The following is a 15,374-nucleotide window of genomic DNA, read 5'->3' as shown; positions in this document are numbered from 1 at the left end:
GTGAGTCTCCAGACGGCAAACGCTCGGATGTGGCCGCCTCGGGTCGGCCTTTAGGGTAGGTGCGCTCGGACCTAATTTCCGCGTAGCCATCCGGCGGGGGCCGCCTTGCTGATTGTGAGCTGGAGCTAGAGGACGTCCTTACAGTCGCACGTAAGGACGTCGGTTTCGATCATGGTGCAGGTAACGATACTGGCGGGACCGGAGCGTCGCCGTCGCTGGAGCGATGAGCAGCGCGAGCAGATTGTCGCAGAGGCGTTTCAGTCGGGCGCGCGGGTCTGCGACGTGGCGCGGCGCCATGACGTTGCCCGCAGCCAGATCTACGAGTGGCGGCAAGTGATGCGGCGCCAGGCGGACCCGGCCTTCGTGCCGGCGGTGCTGGTGGATGAGCGACCCCAGCAAGTGTGCGAGCCCGTTGTCGCTGCCGTTTTCGATCTGCCCGATGGCGGGCGGCTGAAGATCTTTGCTTCAGCGTCACCGGCTCTGGCGGCGGCGGCCTTGAAGGCGATGCGATGATCCCGTCGGATGCACGGGTGTGGATCGCGATGGGCCACACCGATATGCGCAAGGGGATGCAGGGTCTGGCGCTGCTCGTGCAGCAAGGTCTGGGCCGCGATCCGCATGGCGGCGACCTGTACGTGTTCCGAGGCCGTGCCGGATCGTTGGTGAAGATCATCTGGCACGACGGGATCGGCGCATCGCTCTACTCCAAGCGGATCGAGCGCGGCCGCTTCATCTGGCCCTCGGCGAAGGATGGCGTGGTGTCCTTGACGCGCTCGCAGCTGGCCTGCCTGCTCGACGGGATAGACTGGCGTAATCCGCAGCATAGCTGGCGCCCGGCGAGCGCGGGATAGCGCATTTTGCGGCTTGCATGAGGGCGTGGAGGATGATTCACTCTCCGTCGTGGAAGCCGTCATTTCGCCTCTTCCGGATGATATCGCAGCGCTCAAGGCGCTGCTTGCTGCAACGATCCAGCGCGCCGACGAGGCCGAGGCGCGCCTTGCCACCGCCGCGGCGCGCGAGAGCGCGACCCAGGCGATGATCGTGCACCTCAAGCTGCAGATCGCCAGGCTCAGGCGTGAACAGTACGGCCCAAGCGCCGAGCGCAGCCGCCGTCTGCTCGAGCAGATGGAGCTGCAACTCGAGGACCTTGAAGCGGACGCCGGCACGGACGGCCTCGTCGCCGAAGTCGCCGCCGCCAAGGCGACCAGCGTCGCCTCGTTCGAGCGCAAGCGACCGGCGCGCCAGCCATTCCCCTCCCATCTGCCGCGCGAGCGCGTGGTCATCGCAGCGCCGTGCGCGTGCGCGGCCTGCGGTGGCACGCGCCTGTCGAAGCTCGGCGAAGATGTGACCGAGACGCTCGAGGTGATCCCGCGCGCGTGGAAGGTCATTCAGACCGTGCGCGAGAAGGTCGCCTGTCGGGACTGTGAGAAGATCACCCAACCGCCGGCACCGTTCCATGTCGTGCCGCGCGGGTGGGCCGGACCCAGCTTTCTCGCGATGCTCTTGTTCGAGAAGTACGGGCAGCACCAGCCGCTGAACCGCCAGGCCGAACGGTTCGCCCGCGAAGGCGTGCCGCTCAGCGTCTCCACGCTCGCCGATCAGGTCGGCGCGGCCGCCTTTGCGCTCACGCCGCTTTACAAGCGGATCGAGGCGCATGTCCTCGCCGCCGAGCGGCTGCACGGCGACGATACGACCGTGCCGGTCATGGCCAAGGTCAAGACCGATGTCGGTCGATTGTGGGTGTACGTCCGCGATGATCGGCCGTTCGCCGGTGCCGATCCGCCGGCAGCACTGTTCCATTACTCACGCGACCGACGCGGCGAACATCCCCAGGCGCATCTCGCGACCTGGTCCGGGATCCTGCAAGCCGACGCTTATGGTGGCTATGGTGCGCTGTATCGAGACGGGCGCTTGCCCGGTTCAGTGCGCGAGGCTGGTTGCTTCGCGCACGCCCGGCGCAAGTTCTTCGAGCTCGCCGATGTCGCGGGTGCCGCTCGCAAGAAGAGCCGCGGCGAACACGCCGGCATGATCTACCCGATCGCGCTTGAGGCGGTGCGACGGCTCGATACCCTGTTCGACATCGAGCGTGAGATCAACGGCAAGCCTCCCGCCGATCGCCTGGCCGCGCGGCAGCAGCGCAGCGCGCCGGTAATGAACGAGCTTCAGGCCTGGCTCACCGCCCAACACGCGACGTTGTCGCGCAACCACGACCTCGCCAAGGCGATCAACTACATGCTGCGGCGCTGGGGTGCGTTCACCCGGTTCCTCGACGATGGCCGGGTCTGCCTCTCCAACAACGCCGCCGAGCGTACGCTTCGCTGCATCCCGCTCGGCCGCAAAGCGTGGCTGTTCTGCGGTTCCGATCGTGGCGGGCAGCGTGCCGCGATCCTCTACACCCTCATCCAGACCGCGCGGCTCAGCAACGTCGATCCGCAGGCATGGCTCGCCGACGTCCTCGCCCGTATCGCCGATCATCCCGCCGCCCGGCTCGACGAACTCCTTCCCTGGAACTGGTCACCCTCGAACCAGGTCGCAAAAGCCGCCTGATGGCCGCCCCGTCCATGGTGTTCACCAGTCGCTACGCCGCACTCCGACTCTGTGTTGATCTCGATCTCATTGAGGAACTGGCCGAACAAATGTCACCCGAGGACGGCTGCCTCAGCATCATCGACAGCCTCGACGAAACAGCCGAGTCCGTCACCGCGTTCACTCGTTGGGGCCTCGATCGCCTCAACGAAATGCTCGATGAACGACGCTCGCAGCTTATGTAAGATAGCTTGGCTGCGCGGCCTTCGCCGGATGGATACATTTCCGCTTTCCCCGATTGCTTTCAATCACTCGCGTTGAGCCGTTTACAGGCACCTGTTTGTTGAACCCTCGCCTTGCCTAACTGTCTCATAGCGCGTTGTTTTGCAGCATCTGAGTGGACGGGAAGCACCTGTCCAGAAAACGTCCGTTTTACTGACAATCTAGCCGAGCAGCGCGGCAGCTAACCGGGGTCACTGCACGAAAGTTATGTTTACGTACGCTAATATCGAACGAACGGCGAACGCTGCCGGTGCTAACTTCGGAAAGGTATGACGACAGCCTGGTCGAGGAAGGCGCGCATGCCTTCCTCATCGACGGTCTGACGGAAAACGGCATGCCCTTATGCGCCGGAACCACGGGACGGAGCTGGCTACGACGTTGAGCCCAACGCCTTCTGCGAGCGGCCGACGGCGGGCGTCTCAATGCTCTCGGAATGAGGACCAGACGCTGCCGAACAGCGGTTCCAGCGCATATTCCAGCGCGGTACGCTTGTGCAGAGGGATCAGGATCTGGACCGGCATGCCGGCGTGCAGCACGAAGTGCGGCCCGCGAACCTTCTGGATCAGCCGGAGCTGGTCGAGTGCCACGGCCACTTCGCCGGTGAAATAGCTCTGCCCACTCTTTTCGTCGACGAAGCTGTCCGCAGACAGACGCGTGAACGTGCCTTCAAGATTGGGCAACGCGCGGTCGTGCAGGCCGGAGAATTTCACCAGCGTGCGTTGACCGACCACGAGATCGTCCGCATCGTCGGGCACGATACGCGCCTGAATCAGGAGCGGCGCGCGTTCGGGAACGATGTCCATCAGCTTCTGGCCGGGCGCGATCACGCCGCCGGGGGTGAAGATCGTCAGGCCGACGACCGAACCCGTTGCAGGCGCGCGTATCTCGGTGCGCGTCATCTGGTCGCGCGCCGCCGCCCATTTCGGCAAAAGCTCGCCGAGGCTGGTCTCCGTCTGGCGCAGGTCGGAGGCGGTGCGCTCGACGAAGGTGCGCTGCGCCTCCGCGCCCTGCTGCTCGCTTTCACGCTCGGCCGATTGCGCCTGCAACACCGCAGCGGAATATTGCCCGCTCTGCCCCTGAATTTCGGCGCGCTGGCGCTGCAGGTCGCGCATCCGCGATCGGGAGACGAAACCCTTTTCTTCCAGCGGGGCGAGTGAAGCGATCTGCTCGTCGATCAGGCGCAATTGCTCCTTGGCGGAACGCGCCTGGTCGCCATAACCGCGCCCCTGCGCGCTCGATTGCGCCGCGCGCTGGCCGAGCGCCCCGCGCTGCGATTGCAGGACGGCGACGCGCGCATTCAGTTCGGCCTGTTGCAGGCGCATCGCGATCGCCGCTTCCGGCTCGTCCTGCGCGCGGAGGCTTGCGAATTCGGGCGGCGGTGCCACGGTCGACTGGCCGAGTTGCTCGGCCTGCAACCGCGCGCGCTGGGCGAGGTTGCGGATCGATTGCGATGCGAGCGTGCGCTCCTGCGCGACGACCTCGGACGCCGCGAGCCGGATCAGCAACTGGCCCTTCTCCACCCGCTGCCCCTCACGGACATAGATCGCGCCGACCACACCGCCGTCACGGTGCTGGACGGCCTGACGCTGCCCGGACACCACCAGCGACCCCGAGGCGAAGGCTGCCGCATCCAGCCGCGCGAAGCTGGCCCAGCCGAGAAACAGCACGAAGAACAATGCGGCAATGACCGCGCCCGCCCGGATATCGCGCGTCGGGTCGGCGAGCGAGGGAGCCGCCACAGGCGGATCGCCAAGCGCGGTAAGGATCGCGGTTCGCATCGTTACGCGCCCTTTGCCGGCGGCACTACGCGCCGCACATTGGGCGGGGCGAGTTTGTTGAGGACTTCGTCGCGCGGGCCGAACAGCTCGATCCGCCCGTCGCGCAACACGACAATGCGATCGACCACCGGCAGGATGCCCAGCTTGTGCGACACGATCAAAATCGTGCGCCTGGCCGCTTTCAGGTTGGACAAGGCTTCGATCAGCGCCGCGTCGCCGTCCGCGTCGAGATGGGCATTGGGTTCGTCGAGAATCAGGATCCGCGGATCACCGTAGACGGCGCGGGCAAGCGCGATCCGCTGCGCCTGCCCGGCAGACACGCCACGCCCGCCCAACCCGAGCTGGTGGTCGTAGCCGTCCGCCAAGTGGCGGATCAGGGCATCGGCGCCGACGCTGGTCGCCGCGGCTACGACGCCGGCGTCTATGGCCGACCGGTCGCCGCCCAGTTCACCGGTGAAGCGCGCGATGTTGGCCGCGACCGAGCCCGCGAACAGCGCCGAATCCTGTGGCAGGTATCCGATATATTGCGCCAGTCGTTCGGGCTCCCAGTCGCTCGCGCTGGCGTCGTCGAAGCGCACCGTGCCGCGATCGGGTGTCAGCGCGCCAGCAATGGCGCGGACCAGCGTCGATTTTCCGGCGCCGCTCGGCCCGACGATGGCGATCACCTCGCCCGGTGAGACCGCCATCGAAACGCCGTTGATGATGGCGGCATCACGCGTGTCGTTGAGGATGATGAGATTTTCGATCGTCAGGCCGCCCATCGGCGCGGGCAGTTGCGTCAGCGGCACGCGGTCCGACGCGCCGGCGAGCAGCGACTCCAGCATTCCGTAGCTGCTCCGCGCCAGCACGAGCTGCCGCCAGGTGCCGATCAACATCTCGATCGGCGCAAGCGCACGCGCGATCAGGAACGAGGAGGCGAAGATCGCGCCGGCCGAAATCTGGTTGTCGACCGCCAGCAACGCGCCGAGCCCGAGCGCTAGCGACTGCAAGGCGAGGCGCGTGAACTTCGTGCCGGTCATATATCCGCTGGCGGCAAAATTCGCGTCGCTCTGCGCGGTCAGCATCGCCTCGCGCTGACGAAGTTGGCGGCGCACCATCGCACGCCGCATGCCCAGCGCCCGCACGCTCTCGGCGAAGCCCAACGTGGCATCCTGGCTCGCATAGGATTGACCGGCGCTCGTTTGCGCCTGGCGCAGTTTCGATCCGGTCGCGCGCTCGTTGGCCCAGGCGATCAGCGGCAGTACGACGCATCCCGCCACCGCCATCGCCCCGATCAGCGGATGGACGATGAACGCGACGATGACGTAGATCGGCACCCAGGGCGCGTCGAACAGCGCGAGGATGCCGGGCCCCGTAAGTGTCCCGCGCATGGTGTCGAACTCACGCAGCGCCTGACGCGCCGTCGCCAATTCCGGACGACCCAGTGTGGCATCGAGAATCAACGGCGCCAGCGTCGCGTCGAGCTGTATCCCGGCCCTGACGAGAAGGCGCGTACGGATGCTGTCGAGCAAAGATAAGGTTATCAGCGCGAACAACAGGACCGCCGTCAGGAACAGCAACGTCTGCAGCCCCTGTGTCGGCACCACCCGGTCGTAGAGCTGGAGCATGTAGATCGTGGGCGCGACGTAGAGCAGGTTGATAAGCGCGCTGAACGCCGCCGCCGCCACGAAATGCCGTCGGCAGAGCACCAGCGCCGAGCGCATCGTGACGGTCGGCATGAGAGGAATGGCCGTGGACATCACACGCATATCCTAGCGTCGTGGGCGGGAAAGATCACCTGCCGGCGTTCGGCAGGGGAACGCCCGCGATTCGCCGCGCAATTCGCCCGGCGCCCACCACACGTCCGGCGATCACGCGATGTGCAGATGATATCCGCCCGAATAATTGTCGTTGCTGGTGCTGACCGACACATAATAGGTGCCCGCGCCCAGCGTCTCGTTGAGATAGGTATAGAGGTGATTGTCGGGGGCGACGAAGTTCGAACCGTTGCCGGCCGTATCGATCAGATGCCCGGCACTGTCATAGACCTGTACGACCATGAACGAGCGCGGATTGGTCGTCGCATCCAGCCGGAACTGGATCGCCGAGGAACCGGTCGTCTTGGTGTAAACGTACCAGTCGCGATCCCCCAAAATCTCGAAGGTGCCGTTGACGTCGCCGTTGACGAGGGTGTGGACACTCTGCTCGTTGCCGTATTTGCCATCGGGGTCGGTGATCGTCTTGTACGCGCCGTTGACATATTGGGAGATCGAGCCGGCGGTTCCGCCGCCTTGCGCCGCCGTATAGCTCATCATGTAGGCGACCGCATCGAAGCTGGTCGCGGAAAGCCCGGCGTTCAACCCCGTGGTGATGTAATGCAGCGCGAGCGCATGCGCATCGAGCCCGACGCTGGTGATCAGCGACGTGTTCGAGGCGGCATATTCCAGCGCGTCGAAGCCGGTGATCGCGCGGTGCTCGGCGATGCCGTTCTTGATGTAATGCTGGGTCAGGGCGTCGAGATTGCCGCCGAACGCTCGCGCTAGATCCAGGTTGGTCGCCGCGTAGAGCGCCGGATCGAAGCTGCTGAACGTGCGATGTTCCGAGAAGCCGCTGCGGATGTAATGCGTCGCGAGCGCGTCGATATTGGTGCCATACGCCGCATAGATATCCGGGTTGGCGACGGCATAGCCATAAGGGTTGAAGCCCGCGATCGTCCGGCCCTCCTGCGCACCGTGCTGTAGCCAGTGCAGCTTTAGCGCGGTCGTATCCGTACCGACGGCCTGGATCAGATCGGCATAGGATGCGCCGTACACCAGGGCATCGAACGACGACGTCGCAAAGCGTCCCTCGGCGAGCCCGTGTTCGATATAATGACGCGTCAGCGCCGTGGGATCGAGGCCATAGGCGCGGTAGAGATCCGGATTGGCGATCGCATAGCGCGTCGGATCGAAGGTCGTAGTGGCGCGCCCCTCGCTAATGCCATTGGTCAGGTAATGCAGCGCGCCGGAATGCGCGTCATAACCGAACGCTCGGACCAGATCCGGATTGGAGGCGATATATTCGAGCGCGTTGAAGCTCGTGGTGGCCCGCTTCTCGGCAAAACCGTAAAGAATGTAATGCGTTTCGAGCGCGACGTTATTCAGCCCGTACGCTTTGAACAGGTCGGGGTTGGACGCGGCATATTCGACGGGATCGAAGCTGATCGTCCGCCCCTCTTTCAGGCCCGCATTGAGAAAATGCTGATGTCCCGCATCGGCGTTTGCGCCGAAGGCCGCGATCATGTCGCTGTATGACGCGATGTAGCGCAGTCCGTCGAAGGCACCCTGCGTGAACGACTGCCAGCCATAGGTTGTGCCGCCGAGGTTCACGCTCTCAATGTTCGAAATCCGGTTGGTGCCGCCATAGATCTGCGACACCGTCCAGCTACCGTCGGCATTCTGGATGGCGGTATAGTCGGTGAGGATGCCGCGTAGGAGCAATGTGTCGTCGCCGGCGCCGCCATCGATAATGTCGCTGCCGACGCTGCCGTCGATCGTATCGTCGCCGGCCTCGCCGAGCAGGGTGTCGTTTCCGCCCACACCGTACAAGGTGTCGTTGCCGGCGCCCCCGCGCAGCACGTTATCCGCGCTGTTGCCGATGATGATGTCGTTGCCCGACCCGCCGATCGCGTTTTCGATAATGACGCCGTAAGCGACGGCGACGTTCTTCAGCAGCCCGCCGACATCGGAGAACTGGCCTTGCCGTAGGTCGATGCGCTGGGCCTGCGAATAGCCCGAGAAATCGAACGTATCGATGCCGCCGGCGTCCCACACCGCGAAATTGAGCGGGCCCGAACTGGCGCTGAACCACTGGCGATCCGCCGTAGAGTTGAAGCCGTAAACGGTGTTGCCGGTACGAGTGGTCATGTTGGCGCCGTACAGCCGCTGGAGCGCGGTGATGTCGTCCAGCATCGGTGTCGGCTGAGTCACCGACCCGGTGCCGCCGGTGTTCGAATCGCCAAAATAGCTCATCACTGAATATTGCGTGGAGTCCTCGTAATATTGCGCATCGGCGCCGTAAGCGAGGGCCCTGTCCGCGCTCGCGTTATAGTCGCCCGGATGACTCAAACCGAGCGAATGGCCGATCTCGTGCACCAGGGTGGAGGCACTCCCCGCCAGCTCGTACGACAGGGCACCGTTGATCCAGACGTTGGAGGTTCCGCCGCGACTGGGATAATTGGCGAAACCCGCCGCGAAATTGGCGCCCGAGGTATAATTGCCGAGCAGGATCTGCGCCGTATCGCTGTAGGCGCCCGCGCCGGTGGTGCCGCTGCCCTGACGTACGAAATGGATATTGGCGACGTCCGACCAGGCCTGAAACGCGAGATCGGCCATCGCGATCTCGGCGGCGGTGAACTGGCTGAACCCGCTGCTGCCAAGAGTGGTCGAATTTCCCGTCGCCCGGTAAGCGTAGCTAACCGTGGCGGGCGTGCCCAGGCTGGTCGCCCAGCTCAGCCCGGCACGCGTGATCTGCGCGCCCGCCTCGATGCCCGAGAGCGACGGCTTGCCATTGGGACCGGTTCCACCGCGCTGCGCAATTCCGGGCTCGTACCCCATGAAATTCCCCGCTACATTTTCCGGTCAGCTATATTGCCAATTGGCATGCTCCACTAGTACCCGTCCCGTTAAAATAGTAGATAATGGATGCGATTTCTGCCTCGCGGAGTAATACATTGTGCAACGGACCGTGATCACCCTTGCACTTACGATTGGAATGCTGGCGATGGAAACGAACCCGGTCGCAGCGTCGCCGCGGCGCGAACTGATGGACTATGATGCGATCCATCCCGTCTGCGTGGTGCGCGGGCCGGGCGTGAGGGAAAACGTCGCGCAGCAGTTTTGCGCGGCCGTCACCGCCGTGCTGAAGCGGAGCGGGTATACCAACGTAGTCCCGGCGCATGTCGGCGAGGCGCGGCTGGCCGAGCCGCGCCATATCGTGCTGGGCTTCACGCTCGCCGCGCAGGACCAGCGGCTGACGATCGCCGCGCTGCTCAGCCGCATCGACCGGCCGTCCGGCGCGCTGCTGCCGCCGCCTGCGGAAGCGCTGTTCCTGCCGGTTCAGGACGCCGCGCTGGCGGCTTCGGCCGAGCGTCTGCTCAAGGGTCTGGGTCTTTAGTCGTCGGCGAGCCGACGCCGCCAGATCGCGCATCGTGGTGCGCACCGCGCTTGCCCCGGATCACGCCTGCCAAGCCGATTTCGCGCATCAGTCGCGCGACCGTACAGCGGGCGAAGGGCATGCCCTCCCGTATCAATTGCCCCCAGACCTTGCGCACGCAGTAGACCGCGAAGTTCTCGGCGAACACGCGCGCGATCTCAGGCTTTAGGACCGCGTCCTGCCGGGCTCGCGCCGACAGGCGTGTCGGATCCTGCCGCTGCGCGACGCGCTCGTGGTATGTGGATGGGGCGATTGGCAGGACGCGGCAGATCGGCTCCCTGCAGCCCCTGACGCTGTCGTGACACCATCGCTGCATCTGCGCCTCGGCCGCCACCAAAACAAACTGGTGCACTCCCCTTCTCACGCTGCCATGTTCAAAATAGCTGTTGGGCGCATCCGCTCGCTGGGAATGTGACCTCGCCTCTCCGTTGCTCAGGCTCAAACCGAAGCAGAGTCGGCAGCGCGTAGCTGATCCAAATAGTCGCTCCACCACTGATGCATCGCGATACGTTCCTCCCAATACATTCCGCGATTGTAAGTACCCCGGATCGCATCCTTGTCCGCATGAGCCAACGAATGCTCGATCGCGTGTGGGCTCCATTTTCCGCTTTCATTTAGAAGAGTCGATGCGGTCGTCCTCAAGCCGTGAGCCGTCACCTCGCCTGGGGCGTAGCCCATGCGTCGGAACGCTTGGTTTATCGTATTTTCACTCAGTGGCCTCCGCGAAGTATGAAACGCGGGGAACACGAACCCGTCGGGTCCAGTCAATGCATGCAACTCAGCAAGATAGACCAGTACCTGCTTTGACAGCGGGACGGCATGTGGTCGCCGCATCTTCATACGCTCAGGGGGAATTTTCCAGACCCCGTTTTCGAGATCAAATTCGGGCCACAGGGCCTGCCGGAGCTCGCCGGGGCGGGCCATGACGTGGGGCGATATCTTCAACGCCAGACGGGTGATGAGATGGCCCGAATAGGCATCGATCGATCGCATGAGCTCGCCGACCGCCCTCGGTTCGAGGATTGCGCTGTGGTGCTCAACCTTGGGCGTGATCAACGCGCCACGCAGTACGGAGGTTGGGTCGGTGTCGACACGGCCGGTCGCCACGCCGTAACGAAATACGCGGCTGGCAAATGAACGACAGCGGCGCGCGGTTTCATGTTTGCCCTTTGCCTGAATACGTTTGAGCGCAGCCAGGACATCGACAGGCTTCCATTCATAAATTGCTCGAGCGGCGATCGGTGCGAGTTGCTCTAAAAGCCAATTCGCTTTTGTAGTCGTCGTATCAGCCCGGCCCTCGGCGACCATCTTGTTGATATATTGCTTGGCAACATCGCCGAACGTGTTCGCCGCGTTGTAATGGGCTACGAGTTTCTCTCGCTTCCGTTCCGCAAGGTGGTCGACGCCGTCACGAACCTTGGCTCTTGCCTCGTCGCGTTTGCGACGAGCTTCTGCCAAGCCGACCTCGGGATAGCGCCCGAGCGCGATGCGTTTATCCTTCCCCACATGGGAATATTTCATACGCCAGAGTTTCGAGCCGCTGGGATGTACCTCGATGTACAACCCGCGCTCGTCGCTACGCTTGTAAACACGATTCTCAGCCTTGAGGGATCGGATCTTTAGATCTTTAAGTGCCATGACCATCAATCCCGCGTTGAACGGTATCGATCGAAAGCAGCGCCGTATCCCGTCGAAATGGCCCGCCGGGCCACCGTTTGAATCGGGCCACCGATGGCCCGGGCCATGGCCCACTTCTGAATGGGATCAACTGAAATTCGGTAAGACGCCTTCGGACAAAACCAGCCTGAAAGTGGCAGATCTCTGCGATTTTTTCGATGGTTCTGGGGCGTCATAAGACGCACGAATGGTGCCCCACAGGGGACAAAGGTGGGCACTCAGATCATTGGATAATTTCCGTTAGTCGCCCGTGACCTCACCATCATGGTCCGGAAGTTTCGCGTTCACACGGCCCCGCCTTGCGGCTTGAATCTCGTTCTCAATCTCCTGCAGCAAGGCGCGCCCCTGGTCAGTTTTACCGTTGGTGTCGTCCTGGTCGGCGGCGAACAGTGACTTGGCGCGCTCGGCTAAATCGATCAGCGCGGCGTAGCGCGCTTCGCCAAGCTTCTTTCGAACGACGTCGAAGCCTGCGACCAGTGTGCTGAACTCGCTGTCGATGTTCCGATCGGGGAAGACAAGCGTCCGATCGATGAAGGTAGGGGCGTGTAATATCATCGAGCCGAGTTGGTCATAAATTTCGCTCAGCGAGGCCGGGATATATGGCTTCGGATTGAAGTATGGATTTGATCCGTTCATCGTTTCGTCTCCGGGCGGGAAATGACATATGTGTAATCGGTGCCGAGCTGGCGCGGACGGATGATTACGACGCGGCTCGGTCGAAAGTCGGAGTTAAAGAAACCGCGGACTTGCGCCGTCCCGAGCGTCTTACGCGTCAGCGTAACGTCGAACGCGACGTCGTTTACCCGTGCATCCGGTCGCCGGTAGGTAAGGTCCGTCCCAGAACTGTCATCTTCCCTCCGATTCACACGCACCGGCCCATTGCCACTCGGGTCAATACCTAGCTGGTTATAACGCGCACGAAGATCGCGTCTAACTTCGCGATCGACATAGTTTCCTATCGCCTCGCGGTCCGAAAGTCGCGGAGTGAGTCGCCCGGCTTTTAGCAACGTTACAGCGTCATCATACGCGCTGTCCGCGCGCTGCTGAATGAAGCGCAGCGTCTCGACCTTAAGCGGACCATAGTCACCCTTCACGCGAGCGGCGATTGCCGCGCGCTGGAAACGAAGATCGGCCACCTTCGCGCCCAGCCCTTGCAACGTAACAATCGGCGCTCCGAACGCATCGGTGGGACCGATCTCGTCATAATGCCATTTCGGGTCGAGCGCCTTGATCTGCGCAGTGAGTTGGCGCGACTGATCTTGGAGGAATTCCATTTGTGATCTGTTCGCCGGTCCGGTCAGGTCAAAGAGGTTGTCGGCAACGGCGACGATTGCGCCGCCCGGTGAATCTCGTAGCCCGGGAAAGGACTGCTCAAGCGTCATCGGATCCTCGAACGCCCGAATGTTGCTGCCACGCCCCATCGCGGGACCGGGCCGCGCGGGTGGCCGCACCTGATCGGCTATGGGGTCCAATACGCTGTTGCCCGCAACCGGCGCTTTGTCGGCGGTGCGCGTCGCCGAGACCGGCAGTTCCCGCCTTCCCACGTTCGAGCGCGTAAATCGCCGACTTGAAGAAGACGACACCCCGCCCGGCGCAAATGTGAAGCGCCCGTCGCGGGGATCATGCCAAGGATTGAATTTGAGTTCGACGCCGTTCGCGGCGCCTATGCTCGGCAATCTGCCGGTGCGTAGCCAGATCGAGAAAGCCCGTCGCCGTTCGCTGTCGGATATCGGAATCATGCCGCCCTCGCTGTCTGATGCGGCGAGAACATTTGAGCAACATTTTCCTACAAGTCAATCAGAGAGTGCTTGGACAGCACTATAGGAGCGAGCGCAGTGCCCAGCTTTGTCCTGTATGGGTCCGATTTCACGAATGTGGTGCCCGGAAGAGGACTCGAACCTCCACGCCCTTGCGAGCGCCAGCACCTGAAGCTGGTGCGTCTACCAATTCCGCCATCCGGGCACTGGGTAGGTCGCGGGCCTTAGGGGAGGCGAGTCGGCCTTGTCAACACACTGTGTGCTGGGGCAAGGGCTGATCACCCCAAGCGAATGGCAGGCACAAGGCGCACGCGATGAAGAATACACTGGTTACGCTGATCGGCGGCGGAGGGTTTCTCGGCCGCTATGTCGCACAGGCGCTGCTCGAAACCGGCGCGCGTGTGCGGATCGCACAGCGCGATCCGCGCCAGGCGTTCTTCCTCAAGCCGCTCGGCGGGCTGGGCCAGACGCAATTCGCGGTCGCGGACATCTCCAACCCGGACTCGATCCGGCGCGCGATCGCGGGTTCGGACGCGGTGGTCAATCTCGTCGGCATCCTCAGCGGCGACTTCCACAAGATCCAGGTCGAGGGCGCGCGAATCGTCGCAGAGGCAGCCGCCGCCGCCGGTGTCGCGTCGCTCATCCATGTCTCTGCGATTGGCGCCGATCCCGCGTCGCCCTCGGCATATGGCCGCTCCAAGGGCGAAGGCGAGGCCGCGGTGCGCGCCGCCTTCCCGACAGCAACGATCCTGCGGCCCTCGATCGTGTTCGGGCGCGAGGACCAGTTCGTCAATCGCTTCGCCGCGATGATCGCGACTGCGGCTTCGATGCCGCTCGTCCATGTCGTGCCCGTGCTGCGCGCTGGCACCAAGTTCCAGCCGGTCTATGTCGGTGACGTCGCCGACGCGGTGGTCGCAGCACTCGCCCAGCCCGAGCTTGCCGCCGGCAGGACGCTCGAGCTCGGCGGCCCCGACGTGCTGTCGATGGGCGCGCTGGTGCGCTGGATCGCCAAGGCGACCCATCGCGCGCCCAAGATCGTCGAGCTGCCCGATTCGATCGGCGCGGCGATCGCATCGGCCGGCTTCCTCCCCGGTGCGCCGATCACGCAGGATCAATGGAAAATGCTGGCGAGCGACAATGTCGTTTCGGCACAGAACGGACTGGAACTGCTCGGGATCACGCCGACGCCGCTTGACGCGGTCGCGCCGGGGTGGCTGGTGCGATACCGCAAGGGCGGCCGTTTCGCGGTGCCATTGGCGGCATAAGCGCCGTCTGAAGCGTCGTCTGACAGGGGGAATTTCGTGGGCGACATTATCAGTATCATCCTGCTCGGCATCGTCGAGGGGGTGACAGAATTCCTGCCGGTCTCGTCGACCGGGCACCTGATCCTCGCGACCAAGCTGCTCGGCTATGACGCGGCGCGCTGGCAGGTGTTCAACATCGTCATCCAGCTGGGCGCGATCCTCGCGATCGTCGTCCTATACTGGCGGACGTTCCTCGCGGTTGCGATGGGACTGGCGCGGCGCGATCCGGTGTCGCTGCGCTTCGTGCGCAACATCCTGGTCGCATTCATCCCAGCGGCGATCCTCGGCCTTGCGATCCACAAGCAGATCGAGGCGCTGCTCGGCAATGCCGTGGTCGTGTCGATCGCCCTGGTCATCGGCGGGATCGCGATCATCGTCGTCGAGCGGCTTGCTCCCAAGAGCGATATCGTGGGCGTCGCGGACATTCCGCTCGGCAAGGTCGTCGGGATCGGGTGCCTGCAATGCCTGGCGATGGTGCCTGGCGTCAGCCGCTCGGGCGCGACGATCCTCGGCGCGCTCGCGCTCGGAGTCGAACGGCGCACCGCGGCCGAGTTCAGCTTCTTCCTCGCCATCCCGACCATGCTCGGTGCGACCACGCTCGAACTGGTCAAGAACCGGCATGAGCTGCTCAATGGGCAGGGCGTGGGTTTGGGTGCGATCGGCCTTGGCTTTGTCGTCGCCTTCCTTGTCGCGCTGCTGGTGGTAAAATGGTTCGTCGCCGTCGTGACACGTCATGGCTTCGTTCCCTTTGCCTGGTATCGGATCCTTGCCGGGACCACAGCGTTCGTATGGCTAATGACCATTTAGTCCGTATCGGTCCTAATAATCATCGAACACACGCCTGCTGCGGACCATAAAAGATCCTGCTAATTTAATTA

The 15,374-nt window shown here is 63.7% G+C and carries 14 protein-coding genes, 1 tRNA gene and 1 pseudogene; 8 read left to right on the top strand and 8 right to left on the bottom strand.

Annotated elements, in window-relative coordinates; genetic code table 11:
• Positions 1-171: 171 nt before the first annotated feature.
• Genes tnpA through ACVWYO_RS11295 form a run of 4 tightly spaced genes read left to right on the top strand, consistent with a single transcriptional unit; the run spans position 172 to position 2,771 of the window.
• Positions 172-513, top strand: a complete 342-nt coding sequence (gene tnpA / locus ACVWYO_RS11310; RefSeq protein ID WP_457349615.1) for an IS66-like element accessory protein TnpA — start codon at positions 172-174, stop codon at positions 511-513.
• Positions 510-851: an IS66 family insertion sequence element accessory protein TnpB gene (tnpB, locus tag ACVWYO_RS11305; protein WP_457349022.1), complete on the top strand. Its 342-nt coding sequence runs from the start codon at positions 510-512 to the stop codon at positions 849-851. The genes tnpA and tnpB overlap by 4 nt, the downstream gene beginning before the upstream one ends.
• Before the next feature lie 49 nt (positions 852-900).
• Positions 901-2,547: an IS66 family transposase gene (tnpC, locus tag ACVWYO_RS11300; protein WP_457354959.1), complete on the top strand. Its 1,647-nt coding sequence runs from the start codon at positions 901-903 to the stop codon at positions 2,545-2,547.
• Positions 2,547-2,771 (top strand): hypothetical protein, encoded by a 225-nt coding sequence (locus tag ACVWYO_RS11295; protein ID WP_457349023.1) that lies wholly within the window; start codon positions 2,547-2,549, stop codon positions 2,769-2,771. The genes tnpC and ACVWYO_RS11295 overlap by 1 nt, the downstream gene beginning before the upstream one ends.
• A gap of 456 nt (positions 2,772-3,227) precedes the next feature.
• On the opposite strand, the gene ACVWYO_RS11290 is transcribed toward ACVWYO_RS11295, so the two are convergent.
• The 3 genes from ACVWYO_RS11290 to ACVWYO_RS11280 all read right to left on the bottom strand — a co-directional run bounded on the left by ACVWYO_RS11290 (position 3,228) and on the right by ACVWYO_RS11280 (position 9,160).
• A complete protein-coding gene (locus ACVWYO_RS11290; protein WP_457350815.1) occupies positions 3,228-4,586 on the bottom strand; it encodes an HlyD family type I secretion periplasmic adaptor subunit in 1,359 nt (452 codons plus the stop codon).
• Between the two features lie 2 nt (positions 4,587-4,588).
• Positions 4,589-6,325 carry a type I secretion system permease/ATPase gene (locus ACVWYO_RS11285; protein ID WP_457350813.1) on the bottom strand — a complete coding sequence of 579 codons (1,737 nt, stop codon included), beginning with the start codon at positions 6,323-6,325 and terminating at the stop codon, positions 4,589-4,591.
• 111 nt (positions 6,326-6,436) lie between these two features.
• On the bottom strand, positions 6,437-9,160 hold the full coding sequence (locus ACVWYO_RS11280; protein ID WP_457350811.1) for a M10 family metallopeptidase C-terminal domain-containing protein: 2,724 nt from the start codon (positions 9,158-9,160) through the stop codon (positions 6,437-6,439).
• A gap of 166 nt (positions 9,161-9,326) precedes the next feature.
• Between ACVWYO_RS11280 and ACVWYO_RS11275 the strand changes: the two genes are divergently transcribed.
• A complete protein-coding gene (locus ACVWYO_RS11275; RefSeq protein WP_457350809.1) occupies positions 9,327-9,719 on the top strand; it encodes a hypothetical protein in 393 nt (130 codons plus the stop codon).
• A 49-nt stretch (positions 9,720-9,768) separates the two neighbouring features.
• On the opposite strand, the pseudogene ACVWYO_RS11270 reads toward ACVWYO_RS11275, so the two are convergent.
• Together ACVWYO_RS11270 and ACVWYO_RS11265 are read right to left on the bottom strand one after the other, a co-directional pair.
• Positions 9,769-10,059, bottom strand: a pseudogene (locus ACVWYO_RS11270) (IS3 family transposase); the annotation flags it as partial.
• Positions 10,060-10,196: 137 nt separating this feature from the next.
• Positions 10,197-11,396 carry a tyrosine-type recombinase/integrase gene (locus ACVWYO_RS11265; protein ID WP_457350808.1) on the bottom strand — a complete coding sequence of 400 codons (1,200 nt, stop codon included), beginning with the start codon at positions 11,394-11,396 and terminating at the stop codon, positions 10,197-10,199.
• On the opposite strand from ACVWYO_RS11265, the gene ACVWYO_RS11260 reads away from it, so the two are divergent.
• Positions 11,395-11,613 (top strand): hypothetical protein, encoded by a 219-nt coding sequence (locus tag ACVWYO_RS11260; RefSeq protein WP_457350806.1) that lies wholly within the window; start codon positions 11,395-11,397, stop codon positions 11,611-11,613. The two genes, ACVWYO_RS11265 and ACVWYO_RS11260, sit on opposite strands and share 2 nt — an antisense overlap.
• Positions 11,614-11,675: 62 nt before the next feature.
• Here the strand turns inward: ACVWYO_RS11260 and ACVWYO_RS11255 are convergent, their stop codons facing one another.
• The 3 genes from ACVWYO_RS11255 to ACVWYO_RS11245 form a co-directional block, all read right to left on the bottom strand.
• On the bottom strand, positions 11,676-12,071 hold the full coding sequence (locus tag ACVWYO_RS11255) for a hypothetical protein (protein ID WP_457350805.1): 396 nt from the start codon (positions 12,069-12,071) through the stop codon (positions 11,676-11,678).
• Positions 12,068-13,174 carry a hypothetical protein gene (locus tag ACVWYO_RS11250; RefSeq protein ID WP_457350803.1) on the bottom strand — a complete coding sequence of 369 codons (1,107 nt, stop codon included), beginning with the start codon at positions 13,172-13,174 and terminating at the stop codon, positions 12,068-12,070. The genes ACVWYO_RS11255 and ACVWYO_RS11250 overlap by 4 nt, the downstream gene beginning before the upstream one ends.
• A 136-nt stretch (positions 13,175-13,310) precedes the next feature.
• Positions 13,311-13,397 (bottom strand) — tRNA-Leu (locus ACVWYO_RS11245).
• A 109-nt stretch (positions 13,398-13,506) separates the two neighbouring features.
• Between ACVWYO_RS11245 and ACVWYO_RS11240 the strand changes: the two genes are divergently transcribed.
• Together ACVWYO_RS11240 and ACVWYO_RS11235 are read left to right on the top strand one after the other, a co-directional pair.
• Positions 13,507-14,457, top strand: a complete 951-nt coding sequence (locus ACVWYO_RS11240) for a complex I NDUFA9 subunit family protein (RefSeq protein ID WP_457350801.1) — start codon at positions 13,507-13,509, stop codon at positions 14,455-14,457.
• Positions 14,458-14,493: 36 nt separating this feature from the next.
• Positions 14,494-15,303 (top strand): undecaprenyl-diphosphate phosphatase, encoded by an 810-nt coding sequence (locus tag ACVWYO_RS11235; RefSeq protein WP_457350799.1) that lies wholly within the window; start codon positions 14,494-14,496, stop codon positions 15,301-15,303.
• Positions 15,304-15,374 lie beyond the last annotated feature (71 nt).

The sequence above is a fragment of the Sphingomonas sp. UYP23 genome (genome assembly GCF_054059235.1).
The sequence above is the reverse complement of the archived record's forward strand: the minus strand, read 5'-3'. Positions and strand labels throughout refer to the sequence as shown.

Bases quoted from the DNA above. Each gene is read 5' to 3' on its own strand.
- ACVWYO_RS11285 (WP_457350813.1), bottom strand. From the start codon at position 6,325: ATGTCCACGGCCATTCCTCTCATGCCGACCGTCACGATGCGCTCGGCG.
- ACVWYO_RS11260 (WP_457350806.1), top strand. From the start codon at position 11,395: ATGACCATCAATCCCGCGTTGAACGGTATCGATCGAAAGCAGCGCCGT.
- ACVWYO_RS11280 (WP_457350811.1), bottom strand. From the start codon at position 9,160: ATGGGGTACGAGCCCGGAATTGCGCAGCGCGGTGGAACCGGTCCCAAT.
- ACVWYO_RS11265 (WP_457350808.1), bottom strand. From the start codon at position 11,396: ATGGCACTTAAAGATCTAAAGATCCGATCCCTCAAGGCTGAGAATCGT.
- ACVWYO_RS11290 (WP_457350815.1), bottom strand. From the start codon at position 4,586: ATGCGAACCGCGATCCTTACCGCGCTTGGCGATCCGCCTGTGGCGGCT.
- ACVWYO_RS11255 (WP_457350805.1), bottom strand. From the start codon at position 12,071: ATGAACGGATCAAATCCATACTTCAATCCGAAGCCATATATCCCGGCC.
- ACVWYO_RS11250 (WP_457350803.1), bottom strand. From the start codon at position 13,174: ATGATTCCGATATCCGACAGCGAACGGCGACGGGCTTTCTCGATCTGG.
- tnpB (WP_457349022.1), top strand. From the start codon at position 510: ATGATCCCGTCGGATGCACGGGTGTGGATCGCGATGGGCCACACCGAT.
- ACVWYO_RS11295 (WP_457349023.1), top strand. From the start codon at position 2,547: ATGGCCGCCCCGTCCATGGTGTTCACCAGTCGCTACGCCGCACTCCGA.
- ACVWYO_RS11275 (WP_457350809.1), top strand. From the start codon at position 9,327: ATGGAAACGAACCCGGTCGCAGCGTCGCCGCGGCGCGAACTGATGGAC.
- ACVWYO_RS11240 (WP_457350801.1), top strand. From the start codon at position 13,507: ATGAAGAATACACTGGTTACGCTGATCGGCGGCGGAGGGTTTCTCGGC.
- tnpA (WP_457349615.1), top strand. From the start codon at position 172: ATGGTGCAGGTAACGATACTGGCGGGACCGGAGCGTCGCCGTCGCTGG.